The following is a 24,738-nucleotide window of genomic DNA, read 5'->3' as shown; positions in this document are numbered from 1 at the left end:
GTGAAGTCCCCCGTCCCCACGCACAGTCGGTCCAGGTGAGGGAAGACCCGTGCAGTTCCGCCAACAGGCCCTCGCCAAGCTCCAGGCGCCCGAAGAGCTCGACCTCCCGGTGCGTTTCGCCCGTCCGCAGGGCTGGCTGGTGCTGTCCGTGACGGTGGTCGCGATGGCGGCGGCCTCGGTGTGGGCGGTGACCGGATCGGTGACCTCCACCGTCGGCGCGCCCGCCGTCCTGACGTACGGGCAGGGCAGTTACGTGCTGCAGAGCCCGGTCGCGGGGCAGGTCACCGCCGTTCTCGCGAAGGAGGGCGCACGGCTGCCCGCCGGCTCCCCCGTCCTGAAGGTGCGCACCGCGCGGGGCGAGGAGACCGTCCGTACCCTCGACGCGGGCCGGATCACCGCGCTCGCCGCGAGGACCGGCCAGATCCTCTCCACGGGCGCGAACGTCGCCGCCGTGGAGAAGGTCGCCCGCGCCGGGGCCCCGCTGCGGGCGACGGTGTACGTCCCCGCCGAGAGCGCCGCCGGCATTCCCGCCCACGCCTCCGTGGACCTCACCGTGCAGTCGGTGCCGAGCCAGGAGTACGGCGTGCTGCGCGGTGAGGTGACGTCCGTCGACCGGTCGGTCCAGTCGGCCCGGCAGATCGCCGCCTTCCTCGGGGACGCCCAGCTGGGCGAGCAGTTCACCAAGGAGGGCAGGCCGGTGGCGGTCACGGTCGAGCTGAAGAGGTCGTCGGCCACGAAGAGCGGTTACGTGTGGTCGTCCGCGGACGGTCCGCCGTTCGAGCTGACCTCGATGACCCTGGCCACGGGGTCGGTCCGGCTGGCCGACCGGCGGCCCGTCGACTGGCTGCTGCCGTGAGCACCACCAGGGAGACCCGCGGCAGACGCCGGGCCGCACCGCCGAGGCGCACGGTGCCCAAGCCCCGTGCGAGGACGGTGCGTACGCCCACGGTGCTCCAGATGGAGGCCGTCGAGTGCGGCGCCGCCTCGCTGGCCATGGTGCTCGGCCACTACGGCCGCCATGTCCCCCTGGAAGAGCTGCGCATCGCCTGCGGTGTCTCGCGGGACGGCTCGCGCGCCAGCAACCTGCTGAAGGCGGCCCGCAGTTACGGGATGACCGCCAAGGGCATGCAGATGGATCTGGCCGCCCTCGCCGAGGTGACCGCGCCGGCGGTGCTGTTCTGGGAGTTCAACCACTACGTCGTCTACGACGGCATGGGCCGCCGGTTCGGCCGCCGCGGGGTGTACATCAACGACCCCGGCAAGGGGCGGCGGTTCGTGCCCCTGGAGGAGTTCGACGGCAGCTTCACCGGTGTCGTGCTGGTGATGGAGCCCGGTGCGGACTTCACCCGGGGCGGCCGCAGGCCGGGCGTGCTCGGCGCGATGCCGGCCCGGCTGCGCGGCACGGCGGGCACCATGCCCGCGGTGGTGCTGTCCAGCCTGCTGCTGGTGGCGGTGGGCGCGGCGGTTCCCGGACTCAGCCGTACCTTCATCGACGAGTTCCTGATCGGCGGCCGGACCTCGACGCTGGACGTGCTGTTCGCGTCGATGGGCGCCTGTGTGCTGCTCACCCTGGTGCTGACCTGGCTCCAGCAGGGCAACCTGCTGCGCGGACGGCTGATCTCCTCCACCCTGTCCAGCGCCCGCTTCCTGCGCCATCTGCTGCGGCTGCCCGTGACGTTCTTCGGCCAGCGCAGCCCGGCCGACCTGGTGCAGCGGCTGCAGTCCAACGACGCGGTGGCCGAGACGCTGTCCCGCGACCTGTCGGCGGCGGGCGTGGACGCGCTGGTGGTGGTGCTGTACGCGGTGCTGCTGTACACGTACGACCCGCAGTTGACGTACGTGGGCATCGGTGTGGCACTGCTGAACATCGCGGCGATGCGGGTCGTCATCCGGCTGCGCGCGACCCGTACGGCGAAGCTGCGGGCGGACACCGCGCGGCTCACCAACACGGCGTACACCGGTCTGCAGCTGATCGAGACGCTGAAGGCGACCGGCGGGGAGGACGGCTACTTCCGCAAGTGGGCCGGGCAGCACGCCACGACCCTGGAGGAACAGCAGCGGCTCGGGGTGCCGACGGCGTGGCTCGGCATCGTGGCGCCGACGCTCGCCACGCTGAACAGCGCGCTGATCCTGTGGATCGGCGGCCTCCGGGCGGTCGAGGGGTACGTGTCGGTCGGTCTGCTGGTGGCCTTCCAGGCGCTCGTCACCCGCTTCACCGCCCCGCTGACCCGGCTCAACGGCGTCGCGGGCCGCATCCAGGACTTCGCGGCGGACGTGGCCCGGCTGAAGGACGTGGAGAACTTCCGGACGGACCCGCTCTACGGCCGTCCCGGCGCCGGGGAGTCCACCCGCCGGCTGCGCGGGCACGTGGAGCTGCAGAACCTCGCCTTCGGCTACAACCCGCTGGACGAGCCGCTGCTCACCGGGTTCGACCTGACCGTCGGGCCGGGACAGCAGGTGGCGCTGGTGGGTGGCTCCGGCAGCGGCAAGTCCACGGTGTCGCGGCTGATCTCCGGTCTGTACACCCCGTGGGAGGGCGTGATCCGGATCGACGGGCAGCGCATCGAGGACATCCCGCGCGGGGCGCTGGCCGCGTCGGTGTCCTTCGTCGACCAGGACGTGTTCCTGTTCGAGGGCACCGTGCGCGACAACGTGGCGCTGTGGGACCCGTCGATCCCGGACGAGGCGGTGGTGGAGGCGCTGAGGGACGCGGCACTGTACGACGTGATCACGCGCCGGCCGGGCGGCATCCACAGTCCGGTCGAGCAGGACGGCCGGAACTTCTCCGGCGGTCAGCGCCAGCGTCTGGAGATCGCCCGGGCGCTGGTGCGCCGTCCGAGCATCCTGGTGCTGGACGAGGTGACCAGCGCGCTGGACGCCGAGACGGAGCTGGTGGTGATGGACAACCTGCGCCGGCGCGGCTGTGCCTGTGTGGTGATCGCGCACCGGCTGAGCACGGTGCGCGACAGCGACGAGATCGTCGTCCTGGACCACGGCACGGTCGTGGAGCGCGGACGGCACGAGGATCTGGTGGCGCGCGGCGGCGCGTACGCGGCGCTGGTCAGGGAGCGATGAGATGACAGCCGTGCACGAGGGCCGGGGCGGCGACCTCGTCCTGGGCGCGCTCGGAACGCTGGGCACGCCGATCGACTGCTCCGGGTCCGGCCGGCTGGACCTGGAGGGGCCGCAGGTGCTGTGGCTGATCGCGTCCGGCGCCGTGGACCTTTTCGCGGTGGACGCGGGGCAGGAGGGCCACTGGCACCATCTGGGCCGGCTGGGGGCCGGCTCCCTGGTGCTGGGCCCGCCCGCCGGTCCGGCACACACCCTGGTGGCGCGTCCGCTGCGGGACTGCGTGGTGCACCGCATCGGGCTGCGCGAGCTGTACCAGCCGGCAGGCACCCAGACCTGGTCGTACGACGAGTACGGCAATCCGCAGTACGTGCCGCCCACGACGAGCCCGCTGGAGTACGCCCTCGCGCTGGGCGTGGGCCGCGGCCTGGCCGTGCTGTTCCAGGCGCCGATGGCCACGGAGCGCGCCACCGCGCCCGGCGACGACGACGTGTTCTGGATGCAGGTACCGCCGGGCAGCGCGCAGTACGGCTCGCGGTACGGCGCGGAGGCGGCGGCCGACCTCCTGGTGGATCCGGCGCTGTGGCAGAGCATGGTCGACCAGCAGTACCGGCTGATGACCACGCTGGACCGGTGGATCGAACAGCTGGAGCACACCCACGAGGCACGGACCGCGGAGGGCATCAGGGCCGGTGAGGCGGTGCGTGCCCGGGCCGACCGGACGCTGCTCGCCGCCATCGGCAAGCCGTCGGGGCAGCGCGCGACGGCCGCCGACGCGGACGCCACGTACGCGGCCTGCGAGCGGGTGGCGCGCGCGGCGGGGATCGCCCTGGCCGCGCCCGCGCAGTCCCCCGCCGGCGCGGACCGTCTCGATCCGGTCGAGCGGATCGCCCTGGCCTCCCGTCTGCGGACCCGGGTGGTGCGGCTGCACGGCCGCTGGTGGCGGGACGACGTCGGCCCGCTGGTGGGTCACCGGGCGTTGTCGGGGGCGCCGGTGGCACTGCTGTGGCGACGCGGCGGCTATGTGGCGGTGCATCCCGCGACCGGCCGGGAGACGCCGGTCGAGAAGGCGAACGCAGAGGAGTTCGAGCCCCGGGCGGTGATGTTCTACCGTCCGCTGCCCGAGCGGCGGCTGAGTCCGCTGCGGCTGTTGCGGTTCTGCATGACCGGCACGCGCGGTGATCTGACCGGTCTGCTGCTGAGCGGTCTGGTGACCGTGGCGATCGGGGCGACGGTGCCGCTCGCGACCGGCAAGGTGCTCGGCGAGTTCGTGCCGAGGGCGCAGACCGGGCTGATCGTGCAGGTGTGTCTCGCGGTGATCATCGGCAGTGTGGTGGCCGCCGCCTTCATGCTGCTGCAGAACCTCACCCTGCTGCGGCTGGAGGGCCGGGTGGAGGCCACCCTCCAGCCCGCCGTCTGGGACCGGCTGTTGCGGCTGCCCACCCGTTTCTTCACGGAGCGGTCCACCGGTGAGCTGGCGAGCGCGGCCATGGGCATCAGCGCGATCCGCCGGCTGCTGGCCGGGGTGGGCCCGACGGTGGCCCAGGCGGTCACCGTCGGGGCGGTGAACCTGGGGGTGCTGCTGTGGTTCAGCGTGCCGATGGCGCTGGCCGCGATCGGGATGCTGGTCGTCGTCGCGGGCGTGTTCCTGGGGCTCGGGCTGTGGCAGGTGCGCTGGCAGCGCCGCCTGGTGGTCCTCACCAACAAGCTGAACAACCAGGCCTTCCAGACCCTGCGCGGGCTGCCGAAGCTGCGGGTGGCGGCGGCGGAGAACTACGCGTACGCCGCCTGGGCGTCGGAGTTCGCCCGCAGCCGGGAGCTGCAGCAGAGGGCCGGCCGGATCAAGAACCTGACGGCGGTGCTCGGCGCGGTGTACCTGCCGCTGTGCACCCTGGCGATGTTCATGCTGCTGGCGGGTCCCGCCCGGGGGTCGATGACGGCGGCGGAGTTCCTCACCTTCAACACGTCGGTGACGATGGTGCTGACCTCGGTCACCCAGCTGACCGGGGCGTTCGTCTCGGGGGTCGCCGCCCTGCCGCTGTTCGAGCAGATCAGGCCGGTGCTGGACGCCACGCCCGAGGTGCGCGCGGCGAGCACCCGGCCGGGCCCGCTGACCGGTGCGGTCGAGGCGCGCCGGCTGTCGTTCCGCTACGCCGACGACGGCCCGCTGGTCCTGGACGACGTGTCGTTCGAGGCGCGGCCGGGCGAGTTCGTGGCGGTCGTGGGTCCCAGCGGCTGCGGCAAGTCGACGCTGCTGCGGCTGCTCATCGGCTTCGACCGGCCGGTGTCCGGCAGCGTCCTCTACGACGGGCAGGACCTGGCCGCCCTCGATCAGTCGGCGGTGCGCCGGCAGTGCGGTGTGGTGCTCCAGCACGCGCAGCCGTTCACCGGATCCGTCCTCGACGTGATCTGCGGGGCCGAACCGTACACGCCGGAGGAGGCGATGGCGGCGGCGGAGATGGCGGGGCTGGCCGAGGACATCCGGCGGATGCCGATGGGGCTGCACACCATCGTCTCGGGCAGCGGCGCGGTCTCCGGCGGGCAGCGGCAGCGGCTGATGATCGCCCAGGCGCTGATCCGCCGGCCGCGCATCCTCTTCTTCGACGAGGCGACCAGTGCCCTGGACAACGAGACGCAGCGCACGGTGATCGAGAGCACCAAGGCCCTGGAGGCGACCCGGATCGTCATCGCGCACCGGCTGTCGACGGTCCTGGACGCGGACCGGGTGGTGGTGATGGAGGGCGGCAAGGTGGTCCAGCAGGGGCCGCCCGCGCAGTTGCTGGCCGACACCGGCGGCCGGCTGCACGAGCTGGTGCGGCGTCAGATGGCGTGAGCCGCCGGGGCGTCCTGGCGTGGCGGGTCTTCGACCTCCGTACCGGGCCGTCCCGTTGACCGGCCCGGTAAATGGGTACCCACGGGCCATGCGGACCAGCGTGGTGGATGTGGGATCGAAGACCGTCAGACTCGTCGTGTCGGACACGGAGGGCGGCGCTCCGCTTCCGGTGCACACGTCCAAGTGGCGGCTCAGGCTGTCCGAACAGGTCACACCGGGCGGACCGGTGCCGGAGCGGGCGGTGGAGGACCTGGTGGAGGCCGTGGCCGCCGCGGACCGGGCCGCCGCACGATGGGGGGCGGCCGGCCCGCTGGCGTTCGCGACGGCCGTGGTGCGCGGCGCCCCGAACCGGCTGGAGGTGCTGCGCGCGGTCCGGGAGCGGACGGGCGTGGAACTGTGCACCCTCCCGGGCGAGGTCGAGGCGGAGCTCACCTTCCTCGCGGCGCGCCGCTGGATGGGCTGGCGGTGCGGGCCCCTGGCGATGCTGGACATCGGCGGAGGATCGTTGGAGGTCGCCTTCGGGCGTGGCCGGCTGCCCGACTTCGCGGCGTCGCTGCCGCTCGGCGCGGCCCGGCTGACCCACGAGTACTTCGAGGAGGAGGACCCGCCCGCCCCGGAGCGGGTGCGGGCCCTGCGTCGCCGTGTGCGCCACCAGCTGCGTGACGTGGCGGCCCGGATCCGCTGGGAGGGGCCGCGTACGGCGGTCGCCACCTCCCGGACCTTCCAGCAGCTGGGACGTCTGTGCGGGGCCGCGCCCGGACGGCACGGGCCGTTCGTGGAGCGGGAGCTGCGCAGCGCCGATCTGCGGGTGGCGATCGACCAGCTGGCCGCCCTGCCGGCCGTCGACCGCGCCCGGCTGCCCGGCATCTCGGCGCCGCGCTCCGGGCAGAGCCTGGCGGGCGCGGTGGTGGCGCACACGGCGATGAAACTGACCGGGCTGCGGACGGTGACGATCTGCCCGTGGGCGCTCAGGGAGGGGGTGCTGCTGCGGCATCTGGAGGACGGTCCGTCGTGGTGGGCGGAGATCGCCCGCCTCAACGGGAAGGAGGCTGCGGGCGCCGGCCCCGTACCCCTCCGCGTCGCCACCGCCCCCGCCCCCGCCTGATCCATGTCCCTTCCGGTGTCCGCTCCGATGTCCACGACGAAGGGAGAGCCCGTGTCCGAGCGGAACGACCGCGAGAAGCCCGAGACGGCCGCCGAGGAGGTGCTGCACGAGGTCGGGGAGGCCGGACGCCGTACCCGTGACTCCGGCGGGGAACGTCACCACCGGGGCGGGGCGGGGGACGCTGTCACGCCGAGCACCGAGGCGCAGGAGGAGTCGCGGGGCGACCGATGAGCCCGCGCCGCGCAACCGGGCGAGGGGCCCGCGCGCTACTGCGGGGGCGGGCCGAGCGGGTGGGCCTCCAGGGCGCGGGCCACGCCCAGCAGGTTGGCCGCCATGGCACAGCCGGTCCTGCGGGACCAGTCGTGACCGCTGCCGCCCTCGAGGAAGCTCGGTCCGGGGCCGGGGCCCTGGTTCCAGTAGGTCCACGCCTGACCGGGGATGGTGTAGCCGATGTCCTGGAGGCCGCCGGTGATCTCGCTGATGACGTGGTGGGCGCCGTCCTCGTTGCCGGTGACGACCACGCCCGCGACCCTGTTGTAGGCGACCGGGCGGCCGGCGTCGTCGGTCTCGGACAGCATCCCGTCCATGCGTTCCAGGACGCGCTTGCTCACCGACGAGGGCTGGCCGAGCCAGGTCGGGGTGGCGATGACCAGGATCCGCGCGGCGAGGATCTTCTCGTGCACCTCCGGCCAGTCGTCGCCCTCGTGCACGGCCTCGCTGACCACGCCCGGTGCGATGTCCAGGTCCACCGCGCGGACGACGTCGACCCGCACGCCGTCCTTTTCCAGCTGCTCGGTGACGGTGCGGAAGAGCGCCTCGGTGTTGGAGGTCTCCGGTGACTTCTTGAGGGTGCAGTTGATCACTAGTGCCTTCATGCCGACATGGAGTACCCCGTGGACGGCCCGCTGCCACACGGGCGGGGGTTCGCGTGCGCCGTCCGGGTACCCGTCGGACCATGGAAGACCTCCGAGACGAACCCCTGCTGCCCGCGCCGCGCGGCCCCGTGAGCAGCGCCGTTCAGGACCATCTGCGCGGCACCGGCCCGTTGCCCTGCGAGCGGGACGTCGACGCGGCCCCGGTGTACGGCGACGACCTCCAGCTCGCCCTGTACCTCTGCTACGAACTGCACTACCGCGGGTTCGCGGGCGTCGCCCCCGACCTGGAATGGGACCCGGAGCTGCTGCGCACCCGTGCCGCGCTGGAGCGGCGCTTCCTCGGCGCGCTCCGCGCGGACGCCCGGCGGCACGACGCCGTCGACGACGCGCTCGCCGGGATCCTCGTGGAGCCGGTCGGCGGCACCGGGGTCAGTCACTTCCTGCGCGACAAGGGCGAGCTGTGGCACCTGCGCGAGTACGCCGCCCTGCGGTCGCTCTACCACCTCAAGGAGGCCGACCCGCACGCCTGGGTGCTGCCCCGGCTGCGGGGTCGGGCCAAGGCGGGCATGGCGGCCGTCGAGTTCGACGAGTACGGGGGCGGCCGGGCCGACCGTGTGCACGCCCGGCTGTTCGCCGACCTGATGACCGACCTGGGCCTGGACACGACGTACGGCCGGTACCTGGACGCCGCCCGCGCCGAGCTTCTCGTGGTGGTGAACCTGATGTCGCTCTTCGGCCTGCACCGCTCCCTCAGGGGCGCTCTGGTGGGCCACTTCGCCACGGTCGAGATCACCTCCTCACCGGGCTCGCGGCGGCTCGCGGAGGCGATGCGGCGGACGGGCGCGGGGCCGGCCGCCGAGCACTTCTACGACGAGCACGTGGAGGCGGACGCGGTGCACGAGCAGGTGGTGCGCCACGACGTCGTCGGCGGCCTGCTGGAGGACGAGCCCCACCTGGCCGGCGACATCGCCTTCGGTGTGGACGCGACCGTGTTCACCGAGGACCTGCTCGGCGACGCCCTGCTGGCCGACTGGCGGGCGGGCCGTTCCGGCCTGCGCGAACCCCTGGACCACGCGGATCGGAAGTCCACCCATACCTCCTGAGCAGGGGGGTACTCGGCGGGCTGTGAAATCACTCGTACCACCGGGCGTGTACGCCCCTCAAGAGGACACCGAACTCCTGGCCGGGGCCCTGTTCGAGGAGCCTGTGGCGCCGGGCGCCGACGTGCTGGACGTGGGAACCGGGTCCGGTGCGCTGGCGGTGGCCGCCGCGCGGCGCGGCACCCGCGTGACCGCGGTCGACGTGTCGTGGCGGGCGGTGTGCGCGACGCGCATGAACGCGTTGCGGGCCGGTGTTCCCGTGCGGGTCCGCCACGGGAACCTGTTCGATCCGGTGCGGGGACGGTCGTTCGACCTGATCCTCGCCAATCCGCCGTACGTGCCCGCGCCCGGCGGCCACAGGCTGCCGCGCGGCGCCGCCCGGGCCTGGGACGCCGGGGGCGACGGCCGGCTGGTCCTGGACCGGATCTGCCGCGAGGCCCCTGGGCTGCTGCGGCCCGGCGGTGTGCTGCTGCTGGTGCAGTCCGCGCTCAGCGACCCCGAGGCGACGCTCGGCCTGCTGCGGGCGGCCGGGATGAAGGCCGCGGTGACGCGGCGCCGGCGTATCGCCTTCGGGCCGGTGCTCCAGGAGCGCGAGAAGTGGCTGCGCGCGCGGGGGCTGCTGCCCCCGGCGGAGAACGAGGAAGAGCTGGTGGTCGTCCGTGCCGAACTCCCCGTCTGACGCCCCGCGGCGGGTCACCGTGCAGCGCAAGGGGCCACTGCTGCTGGAGGGCCCCGTGGAGGTGGAGCTGGAGGACGGCACGGTCGTCTCCTCCGACCGCTTCCGGGTGGCCCTGTGCACCTGCCGCCGCAGCCGCCGCTACCCGTGGTGCGACACCAGCCACCGCGACCGGGCGTGAACCGCGGCCCGTGATGTCCGGAGGCCGGCGGGCGGCCCCACTCCGCCCGCCGGCCTCCTTCCGCGAGATCGCACGTTCCGCGTGGAGGCTCGCACTCCCCAAATCTGCGGGCCGCCGCGCGGTCACGGGAACCGTGCGATCCCGGTCTAGAACGCGAAGACGCTCGATCCGTGAGCGTTCATCACGCACGCGTTGGGAAAGATCCGTTCGTACGAGACGCGCTGCCCCTGCCACACGCCGTCGACGGTGACGAGCACCGGGTCGTACTGCTGGGTGCAGAAGACGCCTTCCCGCATCGTCAGCGCGTCGAAGTCGCCGCTGACGTGGTTCAGGTCCGCGCAGGCCGAAGCCGCGGCCGGGTGGGTGCCCGAAGGGCCTGGGGCGCAGGTCAGGGTGACCGCGCGTTCCGGGGTGACGGTCGCCGCGCTGTCACCGTGACCCACGGTGAGCACCAGGGCCGAGGGGGCGTAGAGCGCGGACGGGGCATCTTCCTGACCGGCCAGCGCGACCCCGGACAGGGGTGCGCTGACGGCTGCGGCCGTGAGGCCGAGGATGGTGGCCCAGCGCGCGGTGTTCCGCATTGTGTGCATCCTTCCGCTTCGTTTCGTCGGGTCGCCGGCTCGGGCTCTGTGGAGCCGCACCGGCGTGCCGGAGTCTGCCGAGTCCGCGACGGAAACTCACATCGGATGTGCGGATTCAGGTAACATTGCGTGTTGAATCAGTGGCGCGAAGTGACAGCGTGCGCGGGGCTCGACCCGGCAATGGGGCGGCCGACGGACATGCGAAGTGGCCAGCTGGCCGAATACCCCCTGCTCATTAATCGGCCTGAACATTCCGATTCCGCTCTCAGCGGACCGTTCCGCGACGTCTTGTGTTCATGAAAGCCGCGCGGGCCGAGCTGTCGGCGAGGTACGTCGAGTGCCTCCTCGACGGCGAGGAGCCCCTGCCCGCGGCGGCCGAGCCGCTGGGGAGCGGCCGCTGCTGGTGACCATGGACACCGGGCACCGGCCGACGTCCTCCCGGCCGAGGGAGCCGGCCCGGTTCCCGCACGAGGCGATGGCCGGCCGCTGAACGCGGTCGTCCCGTACTGGACGCGGCCCGCGCATACCGGCCAGTATGCAGCGGGAGGACAGGGGCACGGGAGACAGGGCGGGACGGATGGCGAAGCACTGGGCGGACTTCCAGTACGAGATCTACCTGAACGGGATGACGGGCGCCGTGCCCCGGCTCCCCACCGATCTGACACGGCTGGAGGAGCTGACCGAGCAGCGGCTGGGCCCCGGTCCGGTGGGGTACGTCGCCGGCAGCGCGGGGGACGGCAGCACCGCCCGCGCCAACCGCGCGGCGCTCGACCGCCACCGGATCGTTCCCCGCATGCTGCGGGACGTGCACGAGCGTGATCTGTCGGTGGAGGTGCTGGGCCGCGCCCTGCCGGCACCGCTGGCGCTGGCGCCGGTCGGGGTGCTGTCGATCATGCACCCGGACGCGGAGTCCGCGGCCGCCCGGGCCGCCGCCGCGCAGGGTGTGCCGTTCGTGCTGTCCTCCGCCTCCAGCACGCCCATGGAGCAGGTCGCGGAGGCGATGGGCGAGGCGGAGCGCTGGTTCCAGCTGTACTGGCCGAAGGACGTGGAGGTGGCCCGGAGCTTCCTGGACCGGTCGAAGGCCGCCGGGTTCACCGCGCTCGTCGTCACCCTGGACACTCCCCTGCTGTCCTGGCGCCCGCGCGACCTGGACCGGGCGTACCTGCCGTTCCTGCACGGGGTGGGCACCGCCAACTACTTCTCGGACCCGGCGTTCCGGGCGGGTCTGGCCAAGCCGGTGCACGAGGACCGCGACGCGGCGGTCATGCACTTCGTCGGCATGTTCGCGGACCCCGCCAAGTCCTGGCCGGACCTGGCGTTCCTGCGGGAGAACTGGGACGGCCCGATCGTGCTGAAGGGTGTGCTCCACCCCGACGACGCCCGGCTCGCGGCCGACGCCGGGATGGACGGTGTGGTGGTGTCCAACCACGGGGGCCGTCAGGTGGCCGGGGCGATCGCCGCGGCGGACGCACTGCCCCGGGTGGTGGAGGCCGTGGGCGACCGGCTCACCGTGCTGTTCGACAGCGGGGTCCGCACCGGCGACGACGTCTTCAAGGCGCTGGCCCTCGGCGCCCGGGCGGTCCTGCTGGGACGCCCGTACGTCTACGGGCTCGGCCTCGACGGACAGGCGGGCGTGGAGCACGTCATCCGCTGTCTGCTCGCCGAACTCGACCTCACCCTGGCGCTGTCGGGCCACGCCACACCGGCCACGCCCGGCCCCGGCGATCTCACGCACGCCGGCGGCTGACCCGCCGCGAGCCACCGGCCGGCCTGCCGTCCTCCAGGGCCGCACGCCGGGCACCCGGGCGGCCCCGCACGGGCGGTCGCCCCACGCGACCGGTCCGAGCGGACGGTTCAGGGCCAGGACCGCAGCGCGTGGACGGCCACGACGACGCAGAACGCCAGCTGCACCGCCCCGGCGACTCGCTCCCCCGCCCGCAGCAGCAGGACCGCCGTTGCGCCGAACGCCAGGGCCAGCACCCCGAAGCCCGTCACCGGCCCCCAGTCAGGGGGTGGCCCGCCCATCGCCCCGTACGCCATGGCGGCGTCCAGCCGGCCCAGTCCCCTGAGGGCGAGGACGAGGACGACCGACGCGCCGGCGGCCACGTCCGCCAGCAGGACGAGAAGCACGAGAAACCCCGTGGTGACGGCGCTCCGTAGGCGGGAGGGCTGCTGGCCGGCGCGCTCGGGCATGACTCGACGATCACCCGGAACGGACCCGTCCGAACGGTCCGTCACCGACTCGCAACCCAGACGTACTCCGCGCGTCACGAGCGCGTGAGCGCCGCCGGGCCCCTGCCCGCACGGCGGTGTCCTGGGCTCGGGGGCTCGGCGCCCACCAGGGTCCGCCCGCCTCCACCGCCGCGGCCTCGTGCCGTCGCAGCGGCACCCGCACGGACGACGGCCGGGCCGGAACCTCCCGAGCAGGTCCCGGCCCGGCCGTCGACACCGTCACACCAGTGGTTCCGGCAACCGCGCGTGGCGGGCCGGCGGGATGTCCGATCCCGTGATGGAGAAGGATTCCGTGGTGGCGTCCACGGGCTCGGCCGCCCAGCGCTGGTTCACCGTCCGGTCGCGGACCTTGACGACGATGTCGGCGTTCGCGTCAGGGGTTGCGGGGATCAGGGCCAGCTGTTCGTCCCAGCGGGGCAGCAGCTCCCCCTGGAGGGTGAGGTCGTAGCGCACGTCGTCGCGGCGCGGGTCGCCGGGATCGGCGCAGGTGCCCAGGACGACGACACCGGCGTCCTTGTGCGAGTCCAGGCACAGACCGGGGTCCGCGACGCTCCGCAGCAGACCGTCGTCCTCGTACGTCCACTGCTGGGTCCACGCCGAGGTGCACTCCGCGAGCCGGGTGCCCGAGCCGTCCCGCGGCTCGCCCCGGGTGTCGAGGCAGAGGCCGGAGGCGATGTTGCGCAGCCGGGTGCGGCCCGGCGCGCTCGGCAGTCCCGCGGCGCCCGGAGGGGACACGGACGGCACGGCCGCACGCCCGCCCGCCGCACCGGTGGAACCCGTCGGGTCGGCCGCGCCGCCGTCCGGTGTGGAGGACCCGGCGATGAGCACACTGACCAGGACCCCGGCGGACACCGCGCCGAGTCCGGTGAGCAGGGTCCTGGTGGAGCGCACCGGGTCCGGGAGGGCGATGCCCGCGAGACGGCCGGGAACGGGCAGCCGGGACAGCAGACGGTGCCGTCCGCTGCCGGACTCCCCGTCGCCACCCCGGCGTCGGCGGCGGGCGGCCCGGCCGCCGCGCGGGCCCGCCGCCGTGCGCCCCGGGCGGGAGTCGAGATAGCGCCGGGCGCCCCAGCCGAGCACGGCTTCGGCCAGCAGCGTGCCCAACCCGCCCTCGAAGTGGCTCAGTTGTTCGGCGGCGTTCCGGCAGTAGCGGCACTCCGCCAGATGCCTGCGGACATCCGGCAGCAGGGCCCCGCCCCGGCGGATGGGAACGTCGAGGAGACGGTTGTAGAAGCCGCAGTCCTTCGTCGGTGCCAGTTCCAGGTGGGCATGGACAAGACCTTGACGGAATGTGTCCCGCGCCTGTTCGAGTGCGCCCGACGCGATGTCGGGATCCATGCCCAGCAGACCGGCCGGTACGGAAATCGGTTCGGCCTCGACCTCGGCATGCCAGAGCAAACAGCGCGCGAGTGCGGACAGGGACCGGAATGCCCGTTGAGCGAGTGCGCGGTTTTCCGGTGTCATGGTCGTCGCCGCGCGCATGCCGCGCCCGCCGGCCGGTTTCTGCAGACCCGGCAGAACTGCGGCTATTCGGTCGTCGGCGGCCCATTCCCGGACCGTGTCCCGCACGGCGACCAGCAGGACCGGCCGCAGCGCGACGGCTGGTTCGCCCACGGCGACCCGGTCCAGGACACGGTGCAGGGCGGCGGCGGTGACCATGGCGGCCGTCTGTCCCGACGAGGCGAGGCAGACGACCGCGTAATCCTGCATCGGCCGCCAGTGCCGCGCGGTCAGCAGCGCGACGGAGTGGGCGGCTTCGCCCTCCGGCCGGCCCCGCAACCGCGCGGCGAGGGCCTCGTCGGATTCCCCGGGATCCCCGCCCGGCGGCGGATAGGGAGGTCGAGGGGGGTGGGGGGTGTGCACTGAGATGATTCCTTCCCACAGCGCATGTGACATTCGAGCGTTTCCGACACCGAAAAAGGGAGCCCGATTGGTGCATACCTCTTTGACGGTGGTGCGGGGGGCGCGAATTCACCGGCGGCGAATCGGATCCGGTTCCTCAACTCGTGTGCGTCCCCGGCCTTTACCCCCTCGCGGGTGGCTCACTCTCGCACAACCGGCACTCGGCCAACAAGGCGGTGGGGTCACATGCCCGCGTTGACAGAAAGTCAGAAAGGCGGGGGTGCCGGCAAGCCGTCACTCCGGCTTTCGGCCCGCGTTTTTCCCGCGGTTCACATCGGCAGCGACACAGGGGGCGTACGGCGCTCACCCGCGCGGCGACCGGACGCGGCCCGCAGCCCGTGTGAACGCCCTGCCCCGACCGCGGCTGTGCGCACGCTCCCGGCGCACGCCGGAGCGCGGACGACGGGTCACGGCCCTCCGCGGAGGCCTCGCGTCGCGGTCACCTGCGGAGGTCTCGCGTCACGGTCCTCCGCGGCGGGTCTCGCGTACAGGCGGCTGTTTCGTCCCGCGCGCTCAGATCTGCCAGGAGCGCAGCCGGTCGGCCGCGGCGTAGACGTCGGCGTCACCGGAGATCAGGTCACGGGCGAGATCGACCAGGGCGCCGTAGGGCGGGTCGATGCCGACCCCGCTGACGAACATGTAGGCCACGGCGGTGGAACAGGCGAAGCGGGCGTTGGCCGAGGGCAGCGGCCTTAGCACGGCCAGGGTGTGCAGCAGCGCCGCCGCCCGCCATGCCGGATCGGAGTCCACGCCCAGCCGGGGCGGGTCGACGCGATGCCGGGCGACGGCCGCGACCAGGGCGGAGAAGTCGTTGACGGTGGGCTGGTCCGGAAGGACCTCCTCGTGGCGCTGGAGCAGCCAGGGCACGTCGATGTGCAGTACGGGTGCCATCGGTCAGGCGGCCCGCCCCTCGCCCTTGGCGGGAGGTTCGTCGTCCGGGAAGGCGGCGGCGAACTCGTCCTTGTGGGAGGCGAAGAACCGGCGGAAGGCCTCCGCGCCCTCCTGCAGGGCGCGGTGACGGGCTATGTCGGCCGCGGCCGCCTCGCGCACCAGCGCCTTCATGGACGTACCGCGTTCCTTGGCGATCTGCCGCAGGTCCTCGAGCTCGCGGTCGCTGAACTCCACGTTGAGAGCAGGCATGCCCACACGGTACCGCTCGGGTACTTACTCGTAAATAGCCGCAGGTCAGAAGGCTCCCGCAGGGGTACCAAGAGACCCGCGGCACGGCCGGTCGCCGTGCCGCGGGCCGTGGCTCGCCTCGCGCGGGCGGTGGCTCGCCTGCCGCGGGCCGGTCAGCCGGCGGCCACCGGCCCGCGGTGCCGGTATCAGCCCTGGTCGGCCACGAAGGAGGCCATCCGGGTCAGTGCCGCGTTCCAGTTGATCGTGTGTTCGTTGGTCGACCAGGACTGGATGTCGTCGATGAAGCAGAACTGGCCGACGCAGCCCTGCAGCTTCGACTGGGCGAAGGGGTCCTGGATGCTGGAGTTCGGTCCGCCGGAGAGCGTGCCGGCCGGCGGGTTCGGCAGGTTCGGATCGAGCTGCCTGGCGTACCAGCGGCTGTGCTGGTTCTGCGCGCTGACCTCTCCGTAGCCGGTGACGTAGGAGATGTTCAGGGCGTTGCGGCCCAGGACGTAGTCCATGCTCTGCAGCGCGCCGTCGCGGTACTTCGACGCTCCGGTGAGGTCGTAGGCGGTGGCGAGGACGACCGCGTTGTTGAGCACCTGGTGGCTGGAGCCCCAGTCGTAGAGGTTGTCGGCGGGCGCGTACGGCATGCCGTACGGGTGGGCCTTCAGCGTGGCCAGGTAGCGGTCGGCGCCCTCGATCACGGAGCGGCGGACCTTGTCCTTGCCGGGCAGCCGGTTCGGCACGGTCGCGAGGTCGAGCCGGCCGGCCGCGGCGGTGCGCGCCCAGTCGAAGCCGAGCGGGCCGAAGATGTCCGCGGTGTGCACCGGGGAGTTCAGCACGTACTCCTCGAACCGCCGCTCCCCCGTGGTGAGGTACAGCTCCGCGGCCGCCCAGTAGAACTCGTCGGACACCGTGTCGTCCGGGTAGGCCCCGCCGCCGATCCCGTCGTCGGGGTCGGCGAGCAGGTCCGGGTGGGCGAGGGCCGCGGTCCATGCCTTGCGCGCGGCCGCCAGCGCCGTGGCCGCGAACTCCTTGTCGTAGGAGCGGTACAGCCGTGCCGCCTGTGCGGCCGTGGCCGCGAGGTTCAGGGTGGCGGCGGTGGTCGGCGGGTGCAGTTCCCGCTTCTGCGGGTCGTCGCTCGGCAGCAGCGGCAGCCCGGTCCACTGCTCGTCGTGGATCTTGTGATGGGCCATGCCGGCCAGCGGCTCACCGTCGGGGACCTGCATCTTCAGCAGGAACTCCAGTTCCCAGCGGGCCTCGTCGAGGATGTCCGGGACCTTGTTGCCGCTCTCCGGGATGTTCAGCGTGCCGTCGCCCAGCTTGTCCGCCTCGCCGGTGCGGGCGTGCCGGGCGCGTTCGTAGGTGCTGAGGACCTCCCAGGTGCTGATGCCGCCGTTCACGACGTACTTGCCGTGGTCCCCCGCGTCGTACCAGCCGCCGGTGACGTCGAGGGTGTAGTCGCACACGCCCGGCTGACAGGGCACCGCGCCGTCGCCCCGGTTGGGGGCCACGTCGACGTGCCCGGCGGGGCGGCCGTAGCCGGGCCGCAGGTCGTCGCGGATCGGGGTGCCGCTGCGCTGCGTGTAGTAGTACTTCGCCGAGTCGAGCCGCAGCCGCTCGTAGGCGCGCGCGTCGATGTCGAACGGCCGGCTGGTCTCGCCGTCCACGGTCAGGGTGTAGCCGGTCCCGCGCTTGCGGTGGGAGCCGAAGTCGATCGAGTGGACGTTCTGCCCCGAGGAGCCGTCCACGCCCCGCGGCACGGTCCAGCCCTTGCGGACCACCCGGCCGCTCCCGTCCGCCAGCCGCCAGGGCAGCCGCTCGACGGCGTCGGTGACCAGGGTGGCGTTCTTCGGCCCGGAGGGCAGGTAGCCGACCTGGTTGACCCGGACCCGGGGGCCGGTGTCGGGCACGTACGGCTCCGGGGCGACCCCGCCCAGCAGGGACACGTCGTCCACGCAGAACCGCCAGGGGTCCGCGCTGCCGCCGAGCTGGAAGCCGACCTGCCCCTGCGCGGTGTCGACGGGCGAGGTGAAGGTGTACGAGTAGGTGTCCCCCGAGACGCTGAGCTGCGGGGACACCTCGTAATAGGTGTCGTACGGCGCCGCCTGCAGGCCGACGATCGCCCGTACGACGTGGCCCGCGGGAGAGCCGGTCGCCTGGAAGGAGAAGCGGTACGACTCGCCCTTCACCAGGGTGATGTCGTTCTGGCCGACGGCCGCGTCCCAGCGGTTGGCGGTGCCGCCGGGGACGTCGGCGCACAGGCGGCCCTCGGAGGGGCCCGCGGTGACGCTCGCGGAGGCCCACCAGGGGTCGGTGCCGTTGTCGAAGGTGCCGTTGCGCACCTGCTCGACCTCGTCGGCCCCGGCCGGCGCGGCGGGCAGCGCGGTGAGGGCGGTCGCCAGCAGGCCGGTCAGGGACAGCAGGGCGGTTCTGCGTCTGTTCACGTCTGAGCTCCTCTGGGGAGGTGCGGGGCTCCGGAGCGCGCATTGGGAGCGCTCCCATCTCCGTGCGCCGACCATGGTTGTGGCTGTGGTGACGGCCCGTCAACGGGTGGGACGGGACTGGTGACGGTCGGCGCCCACGCGCGTTCGCGTTCGCGGGGGGCCCGGACGCACTAGGCTGGGGCTCTGGCGATACACCGGTTCACGGTGAGTGTGCGCGATGGAGTGGCGACGATGAGGCCGGACGACCCGTTCGACGATGCCGTGACGGCCAGGGCCGTCATCGCCGCCGACGGCACGCTCGCGCGGTGGAGCGAGGGCGCGCGTCTGCTGCTCGGGCACACGGCCGAGGAGGTCGTCGGCCGGCCGGCCGCCGTCCTGCTGGCCGAGGGGACGGAACCCGTCCCGCTCCCGGCCGACCGCTGGAGCGGCACCCTGGCGCTGCGCCACCGTGACGGCGGCACCGTCACCGTGTGGGTGCTCGCCCACCACAGACATCCGGCGGACGGCGGTCCCGGCGACTGGCTCGCCGTCAGCCCGCTGGAGGCCTCGGAGCACGAACTGCCCGACGAACCGCTGGTCAGGGCGGCCGTGTACCAGTCGCCCTGTGCCGCGATGGTCTTCGACCGTGCCCTGCGGCTGCGCGGGGTCAACGACGCGATGGCGCACCTCCTCGGACTGCCGGCCGACCACCTGCGGGGGCTGCGGCCCACCGACGTCGGCGGGCGGGTGCAGCACAGCGAGCTCGAGCGGCACCTGGACCAGGTGCTGCGCACCGGCCGGCCGCACGAGATGCAGACGTACATGAAGGCCACGAGCGAGAGCCGCGCGCACGCCTGGCTGGCCCGGCTGGCGCCGCTCACCGACGGGGCCCGCCGGGTGCGGGGCGTGTGCGTGACCGCCCACGACTTCTCCGACCAGTTCCGGGCGCGCGAGCGGCTGCAACTGGTCAACGAGGCCAGCATGCGGATCGGCACCACCCTGGACGTCACCCGTACGGCGCAGGAGCTGGCGGAGGTCTGCGTACCGGTGCTCGCCGACTTCGTCAGCGTGGACCTGCTGGAGCCGGACGAGCCGGGGGGTGAGCCCGTGCAGCCGCTGACCACTCCGGTCTCGCTGCGCCGGGTCGCCCACCGCTCCCGCACACCGGGCGACCCCGAAGCGACCGCCGAGGTGGGCGAGGTGGTCGTCTACCCGGCCGCCGCGCCGCACGCCGACTCGCTGATCGCGGGCCACAGCGTCATGGCCTCGATGTCCTCCGGTGAGCTCGATCCGTGGCTCGCCGTGGACGAGGTGCGGGCCCGGGAGATCCGGGAGCGCGGAGTGCACTCGATCCTGTCCGTGCCGCTGCAGGCCCGTGGCACCACGCTGGGTGTCGCGGCCTTCACCCGTTTCAGTCACCCCGAGGCGTTCACCCACGACGACGTGCTGCTCGCCGAGGACGTCACGGCGCGCGCCGCGGTCTGCATCGACAACGCCCGCCGGTACTCCCGGGAGCGCGAGACCACCCTCGCCCTCCAGCGCAGCCTGCTCCCCCGCACCCTGCCGCGCACGGCCGCCGTGGAGGCGGCCACCCGCTACCTGCCGACGGCGCGCTCCGGGGTGGGCGGCGACTGGTTCGACGTGATCCCGCTGTCCGGGATGCGGGTGGCCATGGTGGTGGGGGACGTGGCCGGGTCCGGCATCCAGGCGTCCGCGACCATGGGCCGGCTGCGCACCGCGGTGCGCACGCTCGCGGACATCGACCTGGCGCCCGACGAACTGCTGACCCACCTCGACGACCTGGTCCACCACCTGTCGCAGGAGTCGGGCGGCGACCCGGTGCAGAACGAGGTCGGCGCGACCTGTCTGTACGCGGTGTACGACCCCGTGTCGCGCCGCTGCACCCTCGCCCGGGCCGGACACCCGGCGCCGGTGCTGATCCCGCCGGGCGGCACCGCACGGCACCTGGACCTGCCCTCGGGCCCGCCCCTGGGCGTGGGCGGACTGCCCTTCGAGTCGGCCGAGCTGGAGCTGCCCGACGGGGCGGTGCTGGCGTTCTACACCGACGGACTGGTGGAGTCCCCCGGGCGTGACCGCGAGGCCGGGTACGCGCTGCTGCGCGAGACGCTGTCCGACGCCTCCGGCCCGCTCGACGAGACCTGCGACCGCGTGCTGCAGTCGGTGCTCGCACCGGGCGGCGCGAGTGACGACGTGGCCCTGTTGCTCACCCGTATCCACGGGCTGCCGTCCGCGCAGGTCGCCACCTGGGACATCCCGGCCGATCCGGCGCTGGTCGCCCCGATCCGCAAGCAGGCCCTCGACCAGCTGGCCGACTGGGCGCTCACGGAGGCGTCGTTCACGGCGGAGCTGGTGGTGAGCGAGCTGGTCACCAACGCCATCCGCTACGGCGCCCCGCCCATCCGGCTGCGGCTGATCCACGACGCCTCGACGCTGATCTGCGAGGTGTCCGACACCAGCCACACGGCCCCCCATCTGCGCCGGGCCAAGACCTGGGACGAGGGCGGCCGGGGGCTGCTGCTGGTCGCCCAGCTCACCCAGCGCTGGGGCAGCAGGCACACGGCGGACGGCAAGACCATCTGGGCGGAGCTGTCCTTGGTGGACGAGGTCTGACCCCCTGGGCGGCCGGTGCCCCCGGGCCGCCGGTGGCCGCCCGCCCGATCCGGTCCGCTGCCGGAGGCCGACCGTCCTCGCCGGGGGGCGCGGGTGCTCCGCGCGCGCTCGCCGCCGGGTGCGTCACTCCCGCCGCAGCAGGTCCAGCGCCCGCTCCCAGCCGAACTCGGGCCGCTCGCCGTCCGGTTCGGACTCGCCCGCGTACGGATCGGCGAAGCGCACGCCCATGCCGCGCAACCGGGTGAGGCTGTCCCGGTAGGCGGGATGGGCGGCCAGCGCACCGGCCACGGACGGCAGGACGGCGACGGGCACACCGAGACCGGTGGCCTCGCACAGGGTGCCGAGGGCGAGCGTGTCCGCGATGCCGGCGGCCCACTTGTTGACGGTGTTGAAGGTGGCCGGTGCGACCACCACGGCGTCGGGGGCCGGGAAGGGGCTCGGTTCGCCCGGGGAGCGCCAGGCGGACCTGATCGGACGGCCGGTCTGTGCCTCGACGGCGGCGGCGTCGAAGAAACCGTTCATGGCGAGGGGTGTCGCGATGACACCGACCTCCCAGCCCCGCTCCTGGGCGCGGGTGATCAGCTTGCTGACGCCGGGGGCGACACCCGCGGCGCAGACCACGACGTAGAGGAAGGGCTTCTCGGTCACCGGGAAACCCTAACCACCCCGGGAGAACCGATGGCCCGTTTCCCGGAGCAGGCTCCGAAATCCCCACCATGAGCAGCGGTCCGGCCTCCGGGGAGGACCGACACCGCCGCGCTCATGACGGCCGCGCTGCGCGTGGTGCTGCCCGCCGGGGCCGGCGCGCTGCTGGGCCGGGGCCCTGACGGGGCGCCGGGGGCGCCTGGTGACCGCCCTGGTCGCGAGCGGCGGTGATGACGGTACTCGCGCCGCGCATGGCGGTGTCGTCCGTCTGAGAGGTCGCGCGGTCCGGATGAATTCGGCGTGCGGCGGTGTTCCACGGATGATCGACTCGGCGCAGTACACGACGACGATGGGACGGATGCCATGCCTCTGCAAGGGGAGTACGAACCCAGCCCGACGCGATGGGTGCGCGAACAGGTGGAGCTGTACGAGAGTTCGGGCGGCACCCGGGGGACGACCCTGCAGCAGACGGGGCAGCCCGTCGTGGTGCTGACCAGCCGGGGTGCCAGGAGCGGCAAACTGCGCAAGACCCCGGTGATGCGGGTCGAGCACGAGGGGCGCTACGCGGCGGTGGCCTCGCTGGGCGGCGCGCCCCGGCACCCGGTCTGGTACCACAACATCAAGGCCGACCCGCACGTCGAGCTCCAGGACGGTCCCGACAAGTGGGACATGACGGCCCGTGAGGTCACCGGGGAGGAGAAGGCCGAGTGGTGGAAGCGGGCCGTCGCGGCCTACCCGGCCTACGCCGAGTACCAGGAGAAGACGGACCGTGAGATTCCGGTCTTCGTCCTGGAGCGGCCCGAACAGGGCTGACGCACGCGGGCCCGGCGGCCCGGAAGATTCTTGCGCCCGGTACGCATGAAGCCCCGGCCGCCGGGCATTCGTGCCTCAGGCCCCGCCGCGCTCCCCCGTCGCGGCGGGGCTTTCCCATGCCTCGCGCGCTTCGGGGGAGCCCCGTTCGGTGACGTCGAGGAAGATCTGCTCCGCCTCGGGGAACGTGTGGGAGATGGACCGCTTGATACGTACGGCGACCTCCTCCACCCGCTCGCTGTCCAGTCCGGGTATCAGGTCGACGCGGGCGGCCACCAGGACGGTGTCCATGCCGGTCTTCATGGTGAGCAGTGCCTCCACGCTGTCGATCTCGGGCTGCGCCCGCAGCAGCTCCCGGATGCGCTCGCTCGTCTCGGGGGCGACGGCCTCGCCGATCAGCTGGTCGCGGGCTTCGCGGCCGAGCCGGTAGGCGACGTAGACGAGCAGGGCGCCGATGGCGAGCGAGGCGGCCGCCTCCCAGACCACGCGGCCGGTGATCATGTGCAGTGCCATGCCGGCGACGGCCAGGGTGACGCCCACCACCGCGGTGCCGTCCTCGGCGACCACCGTGCGCAGCGCCGGATCGCGCAGTCCGCTGGCGAGGCCGCCCTGCCGGCGCACCTGGTACAGGGCGCGCAGCAGCGAGCCGCCCTCGGCGAGCAGGGCGACGCCGAGCACGATCAGTCCGGCGACGTAGCCGCTCAGGTCCTTCTCCTCGCCTCCGCCCCTGAACGCCTCGATGCCCTGGTAGAAGGAGAAGCAGCCGCCCATCACGAAGATGCCGACGGCCGCGAGCAGCGACCAGAAGAAGCGTTCCTTGCCGTAGCCGAACGGGTGACGGCGGTCGGCGGGGCGGCGGCTGCGCCGCAGGGCGGCCAGCAGGAACACCTCGTTCAGGCTGTCGGCGACCGAGTGCGCCGCTTCCGACAGCAACGCCGGGGAGGACGCGGCCAGTCCACCGATGGCCTTGGCGGCGGCGATCACCAGGTTGGCGGCGAGCGCCACCAGCACCGTGATCCGGGTTCTGCGATCCGATCGAGTACTCACCCTCGGCCGATTGCCCCGGTCGGCCCAGGGCACACCGTGCCGTCGGCGGAAAACGGGGAACGCGGTCACAGGGACATCCGAACGGCGAGGAGGAGAACACCATGGGCCGCGACGACGGGGGCGTCGGCAACAGCGCGTACGGCAGGAAGAAGTTCAGGAGGTCGAAGGCCCACTTCGCGGACCGGATCACCGCGGACGGCCGGGACTCCTGGCCCGTGGAGGCGGGACGCTACCGGCTGGTGGTGAGCCGCGCCTGCCCGTGGGCGAGCCGGGCCCTGGTGTCCCGGCGGCTGCTCGGGCTCGAGGACGCGCTGTCCCTGGCGGTGGCGGACCCGGTGCAGGACGACCGGAGCTGGCGCTTCACCCTGGATCCGGACGGCCGCGACCCGGTGCTCGGCATCCGGTACCTGAGCGAGGCGTACGACCGGCACGAGACGGACCACCCCGGCGGGGTCAGTGTGCCGGCGATCGTGGACGTGCCGAGCGGACAGCTGGTCACCAACGACTACCAGCAGATCACGCTGGACCTGGCCACCGAGTGGACGGCCCTGCACCGCGAGGGGGCGCCCGACCTGTATCCGCCGGCGCTGCGCGACGAGATCGACGCCGTCATGGAGGACGTGTTCCAGGACGTCAACAACGGCGTGTACCGAGCGGGTTTCGCCACGGACCAGGAGGAGTACGAGACCGCGTGCACGGCCGTGTTCCGGCGGCTGGAACTGCTGGCGGGACGGCTGGAGCGGCAGCGGTACCTGGTCGGCGACACGATCACCGAGGCGGACATCCGGCTGTTCACCACGCTGGTGCGGTTCGACGCGGTGTACCACGGTCACTTCAAGTGCAACCGGTGGAAGCTGGCGGAGAACCGGGTGCTGTGGGGTTACGCCCGCGACCTGTACCAGACGCCGGGATTCGGAGACACCGTGGACTTCGACCACATCAAGCGGCACTACTACCAGGTGCACACGGGGGTGAACCCGTCCGGCATCGTGCCCCTGGGCCCCGACCTGTCCGGCTGGACGACGCCCCACCACCGCGAGGAGCTGGGCGGGCGGCCGTTCGGGGACGGCACTCCCCCGGGGCCGGTGCCGGCCGGCGAGGAGGTGCCCGCGCGGGGCCGCCCCTGACCGTCCGGCCCGACCGACATCCATCGAAGAGAACCGAGCAAGCAACCGATCCGGGAGATCGACGTGGCGAAGAAGAGCAAGAAGGTCAAGAACAAGATGCCCCTGGCGTACAAGCCCGTCGGGTTCGTACTGGGCTGGACGAGCGGCACCCTGGCCGGGATGGCCTTCCAGAAGACCTGGAAGGTGATCCGGCACGAGGACGACGCGCCGGACGCCCTGGACCGGGACCGCCGCTGGGGCGAGATCCTGCTGGCCGCCGCCATCCAGGGCGCCATCTTCGCGGTGGTGCGCAGTGCCGTGGACCGCGCGGGCGCCAAGGCGATCGAGCGGTCCACGGGCAGCTGGCCGGTCCCGGACAAGGGCGGCCGTGACTGAG

General features: G+C 73.2%; 22 protein-coding genes. 13 read left to right on the top strand and 9 right to left on the bottom strand.

Annotated features, from left to right (window positions below; genetic code table 11):
• The first annotated feature begins 49 nt into the window (after positions 1 to 49).
• The 5 genes from ACZ6A9_RS16055 (at position 50) to ACZ6A9_RS16035 (ending at position 7,238) form a co-directional block, all read left to right on the top strand.
• A complete protein-coding gene (locus ACZ6A9_RS16055; protein ID WP_468985135.1) occupies positions 50 to 856 on the top strand; it encodes a hypothetical protein in 807 nt (268 codons plus the stop codon).
• Positions 853 to 3,075 carry an NHLP family bacteriocin export ABC transporter peptidase/permease/ATPase subunit gene (locus tag ACZ6A9_RS16050; protein ID WP_468985132.1) on the top strand — a complete coding sequence of 741 codons (2,223 nt, stop codon included), beginning with the start codon at positions 853 to 855 and terminating at the stop codon, positions 3,073 to 3,075. Before ACZ6A9_RS16055 ends, ACZ6A9_RS16050 begins: the two co-directional genes overlap by 4 nt.
• A gap of 1 nt (position 3,076) precedes the next feature.
• Positions 3,077 to 5,902: an NHLP bacteriocin export ABC transporter permease/ATPase subunit gene (locus ACZ6A9_RS16045; protein WP_468985130.1), complete on the top strand. Its 2,826-nt coding sequence runs from the start codon at positions 3,077 to 3,079 to the stop codon at positions 5,900 to 5,902.
• Positions 5,903 to 5,990: 88 nt separating this feature from the next.
• Positions 5,991 to 7,007, top strand: coding sequence for a Ppx/GppA family phosphatase (locus ACZ6A9_RS16040; RefSeq protein ID WP_468985127.1), 1,017 nt, complete (start codon positions 5,991 to 5,993; stop codon positions 7,005 to 7,007).
• A 51-nt stretch (positions 7,008 to 7,058) separates the two neighbouring features.
• Positions 7,059 to 7,238: a hypothetical protein gene (locus ACZ6A9_RS16035; protein WP_468985125.1), complete on the top strand. Its 180-nt coding sequence runs from the start codon at positions 7,059 to 7,061 to the stop codon at positions 7,236 to 7,238.
• 35 nt (positions 7,239 to 7,273) lie between these two features.
• Here the strand turns inward: ACZ6A9_RS16035 and ACZ6A9_RS16030 are convergent, their stop codons facing one another.
• Positions 7,274 to 7,882, bottom strand: coding sequence for a flavodoxin family protein (locus tag ACZ6A9_RS16030; protein WP_468985122.1), 609 nt, complete (start codon positions 7,880 to 7,882; stop codon positions 7,274 to 7,276).
• Positions 7,883 to 7,962: 80 nt separating this feature from the next.
• Between ACZ6A9_RS16030 and ACZ6A9_RS16025 the strand changes: the two genes are divergently transcribed.
• From ACZ6A9_RS16025 to ACZ6A9_RS16015, 3 genes are read left to right on the top strand one after another with little or no spacing between them, the layout of a single operon-like run.
• Positions 7,963 to 8,985 carry an iron-containing redox enzyme family protein gene (locus ACZ6A9_RS16025; RefSeq protein WP_468985120.1) on the top strand — a complete coding sequence of 341 codons (1,023 nt, stop codon included), beginning with the start codon at positions 7,963 to 7,965 and terminating at the stop codon, positions 8,983 to 8,985.
• A 46-nt stretch (positions 8,986 to 9,031) separates the two neighbouring features.
• Positions 9,032 to 9,661, top strand: a complete 630-nt coding sequence (locus ACZ6A9_RS16020; RefSeq protein ID WP_468985117.1) for a HemK2/MTQ2 family protein methyltransferase — start codon at positions 9,032 to 9,034, stop codon at positions 9,659 to 9,661.
• Positions 9,642 to 9,839, top strand: coding sequence for a CDGSH iron-sulfur domain-containing protein (locus ACZ6A9_RS16015; RefSeq protein ID WP_125501900.1), 198 nt, complete (start codon positions 9,642 to 9,644; stop codon positions 9,837 to 9,839). Before ACZ6A9_RS16020 ends, ACZ6A9_RS16015 begins: the two co-directional genes overlap by 20 nt.
• Before the next feature lie 146 nt (positions 9,840 to 9,985).
• Here ACZ6A9_RS16015 and ACZ6A9_RS16010 read toward each other — a convergent pair whose 3' ends face one another.
• Positions 9,986 to 10,420, bottom strand: coding sequence for a subtilase-type protease inhibitor (locus ACZ6A9_RS16010; protein ID WP_468985115.1), 435 nt, complete (start codon positions 10,418 to 10,420; stop codon positions 9,986 to 9,988).
• A 577-nt stretch (positions 10,421 to 10,997) separates the two neighbouring features.
• Here ACZ6A9_RS16010 and ACZ6A9_RS16005 point away from each other — a divergent pair.
• A complete protein-coding gene (locus ACZ6A9_RS16005; protein ID WP_468985113.1) occupies positions 10,998 to 12,167 on the top strand; it encodes a lactate 2-monooxygenase in 1,170 nt (389 codons plus the stop codon).
• A 107-nt stretch (positions 12,168 to 12,274) separates the two neighbouring features.
• Here ACZ6A9_RS16005 and ACZ6A9_RS16000 read toward each other — a convergent pair whose 3' ends face one another.
• The 5 genes from ACZ6A9_RS16000 to ACZ6A9_RS15980 form a co-directional block, all read right to left on the bottom strand.
• Positions 12,275 to 12,613 carry an inner-membrane translocator gene (locus ACZ6A9_RS16000; protein ID WP_468985111.1) on the bottom strand — a complete coding sequence of 113 codons (339 nt, stop codon included), beginning with the start codon at positions 12,611 to 12,613 and terminating at the stop codon, positions 12,275 to 12,277.
• Positions 12,614 to 12,871: 258 nt separating this feature from the next.
• Positions 12,872 to 14,515, bottom strand: coding sequence for an RICIN domain-containing protein (locus ACZ6A9_RS15995; RefSeq protein ID WP_468985109.1), 1,644 nt, complete (start codon positions 14,513 to 14,515; stop codon positions 12,872 to 12,874).
• A 552-nt stretch (positions 14,516 to 15,067) separates the two neighbouring features.
• Positions 15,068 to 15,445 (bottom strand): toxin Doc, encoded by a 378-nt coding sequence (locus tag ACZ6A9_RS15990; protein ID WP_189556372.1) that lies wholly within the window; start codon positions 15,443 to 15,445, stop codon positions 15,068 to 15,070.
• 3 nt (positions 15,446 to 15,448) lie between these two features.
• Positions 15,449 to 15,694 (bottom strand): hypothetical protein, encoded by a 246-nt coding sequence (locus ACZ6A9_RS15985; protein WP_103541942.1) that lies wholly within the window; start codon positions 15,692 to 15,694, stop codon positions 15,449 to 15,451.
• A 185-nt stretch (positions 15,695 to 15,879) separates the two neighbouring features.
• On the bottom strand, positions 15,880 to 18,123 hold the full coding sequence (locus tag ACZ6A9_RS15980; protein WP_468985105.1) for a glycoside hydrolase family 9 protein: 2,244 nt from the start codon (positions 18,121 to 18,123) through the stop codon (positions 15,880 to 15,882).
• 231 nt (positions 18,124 to 18,354) lie between these two features.
• Between ACZ6A9_RS15980 and ACZ6A9_RS15975 the strand changes: the two genes are divergently transcribed.
• Entirely contained in the window at positions 18,355 to 20,733 is a 2,379-nt protein-coding gene (locus tag ACZ6A9_RS15975; protein WP_468985103.1) for a SpoIIE family protein phosphatase, read from the top strand.
• Between the two features lie 123 nt (positions 20,734 to 20,856).
• On the opposite strand, the gene ACZ6A9_RS15970 is transcribed toward ACZ6A9_RS15975, so the two are convergent.
• Positions 20,857 to 21,381: a flavoprotein gene (locus ACZ6A9_RS15970; RefSeq protein ID WP_468985100.1), complete on the bottom strand. Its 525-nt coding sequence runs from the start codon at positions 21,379 to 21,381 to the stop codon at positions 20,857 to 20,859.
• Between the two features lie 360 nt (positions 21,382 to 21,741).
• Here ACZ6A9_RS15970 and ACZ6A9_RS15965 point away from each other — a divergent pair, with 360 nt between their 5' ends.
• Positions 21,742 to 22,191 (top strand): nitroreductase family deazaflavin-dependent oxidoreductase, encoded by a 450-nt coding sequence (locus ACZ6A9_RS15965; RefSeq protein ID WP_468985097.1) that lies wholly within the window; start codon positions 21,742 to 21,744, stop codon positions 22,189 to 22,191.
• Positions 22,192 to 22,266: 75 nt separating this feature from the next.
• On the opposite strand, the gene ACZ6A9_RS15960 is transcribed toward ACZ6A9_RS15965, so the two are convergent.
• Positions 22,267 to 23,235, bottom strand: coding sequence for a cation diffusion facilitator family transporter (locus tag ACZ6A9_RS15960; protein WP_468985095.1), 969 nt, complete (start codon positions 23,233 to 23,235; stop codon positions 22,267 to 22,269).
• A gap of 101 nt (positions 23,236 to 23,336) precedes the next feature.
• On the opposite strand from ACZ6A9_RS15960, the gene ACZ6A9_RS15955 reads away from it, so the two are divergent.
• The gene (locus ACZ6A9_RS15955) at positions 23,337 to 24,362 is read left to right on the top strand and encodes a glutathione S-transferase family protein (RefSeq protein WP_468985092.1); all 1,026 of its coding nucleotides are present in this window, start codon (positions 23,337 to 23,339) and stop codon (positions 24,360 to 24,362) included.
• A 63-nt stretch (positions 24,363 to 24,425) separates the two neighbouring features.
• The gene (locus ACZ6A9_RS15950; protein WP_189556356.1) at positions 24,426 to 24,737 is read left to right on the top strand and encodes a DUF4235 domain-containing protein; all 312 of its coding nucleotides are present in this window, start codon (positions 24,426 to 24,428) and stop codon (positions 24,735 to 24,737) included.
• The last annotated feature ends 1 nt before the right edge of the window (position 24,738 follow it).

The organism is Streptomyces sp. NPDC041124 (assembly GCF_055592385.1).
This window is presented reverse-complemented; position numbering and strand designations above follow the sequence as displayed.

Coding starts and splice junctions, on each gene's coding strand:
- ACZ6A9_RS15955 (WP_468985092.1), top strand. CDS start 23,337: ATGGGCCGCGACGACGGGGGCGTCGGCAACAGCGCGTACGGCAGGAAG.
- ACZ6A9_RS16010 (WP_468985115.1), bottom strand. CDS start 10,420: ATGCGGAACACCGCGCGCTGGGCCACCATCCTCGGCCTCACGGCCGCA.
- ACZ6A9_RS16025 (WP_468985120.1), top strand. CDS start 7,963: ATGGAAGACCTCCGAGACGAACCCCTGCTGCCCGCGCCGCGCGGCCCC.
- ACZ6A9_RS16030 (WP_468985122.1), bottom strand. CDS start 7,882: ATGAAGGCACTAGTGATCAACTGCACCCTCAAGAAGTCACCGGAGACC.
- ACZ6A9_RS15985 (WP_103541942.1), bottom strand. CDS start 15,694: ATGCCTGCTCTCAACGTGGAGTTCAGCGACCGCGAGCTCGAGGACCTG.
- ACZ6A9_RS15965 (WP_468985097.1), top strand. CDS start 21,742: ATGCCTCTGCAAGGGGAGTACGAACCCAGCCCGACGCGATGGGTGCGC.
- ACZ6A9_RS15990 (WP_189556372.1), bottom strand. CDS start 15,445: ATGGCACCCGTACTGCACATCGACGTGCCCTGGCTGCTCCAGCGCCAC.
- ACZ6A9_RS16045 (WP_468985130.1), top strand. CDS start 3,077: ATGACAGCCGTGCACGAGGGCCGGGGCGGCGACCTCGTCCTGGGCGCG.
- ACZ6A9_RS16000 (WP_468985111.1), bottom strand. CDS start 12,613: ATGCCCGAGCGCGCCGGCCAGCAGCCCTCCCGCCTACGGAGCGCCGTC.
- ACZ6A9_RS15975 (WP_468985103.1), top strand. CDS start 18,355: ATGAGGCCGGACGACCCGTTCGACGATGCCGTGACGGCCAGGGCCGTC.
- ACZ6A9_RS16040 (WP_468985127.1), top strand. CDS start 5,991: ATGCGGACCAGCGTGGTGGATGTGGGATCGAAGACCGTCAGACTCGTC.
- ACZ6A9_RS16005 (WP_468985113.1), top strand. CDS start 10,998: ATGGCGAAGCACTGGGCGGACTTCCAGTACGAGATCTACCTGAACGGG.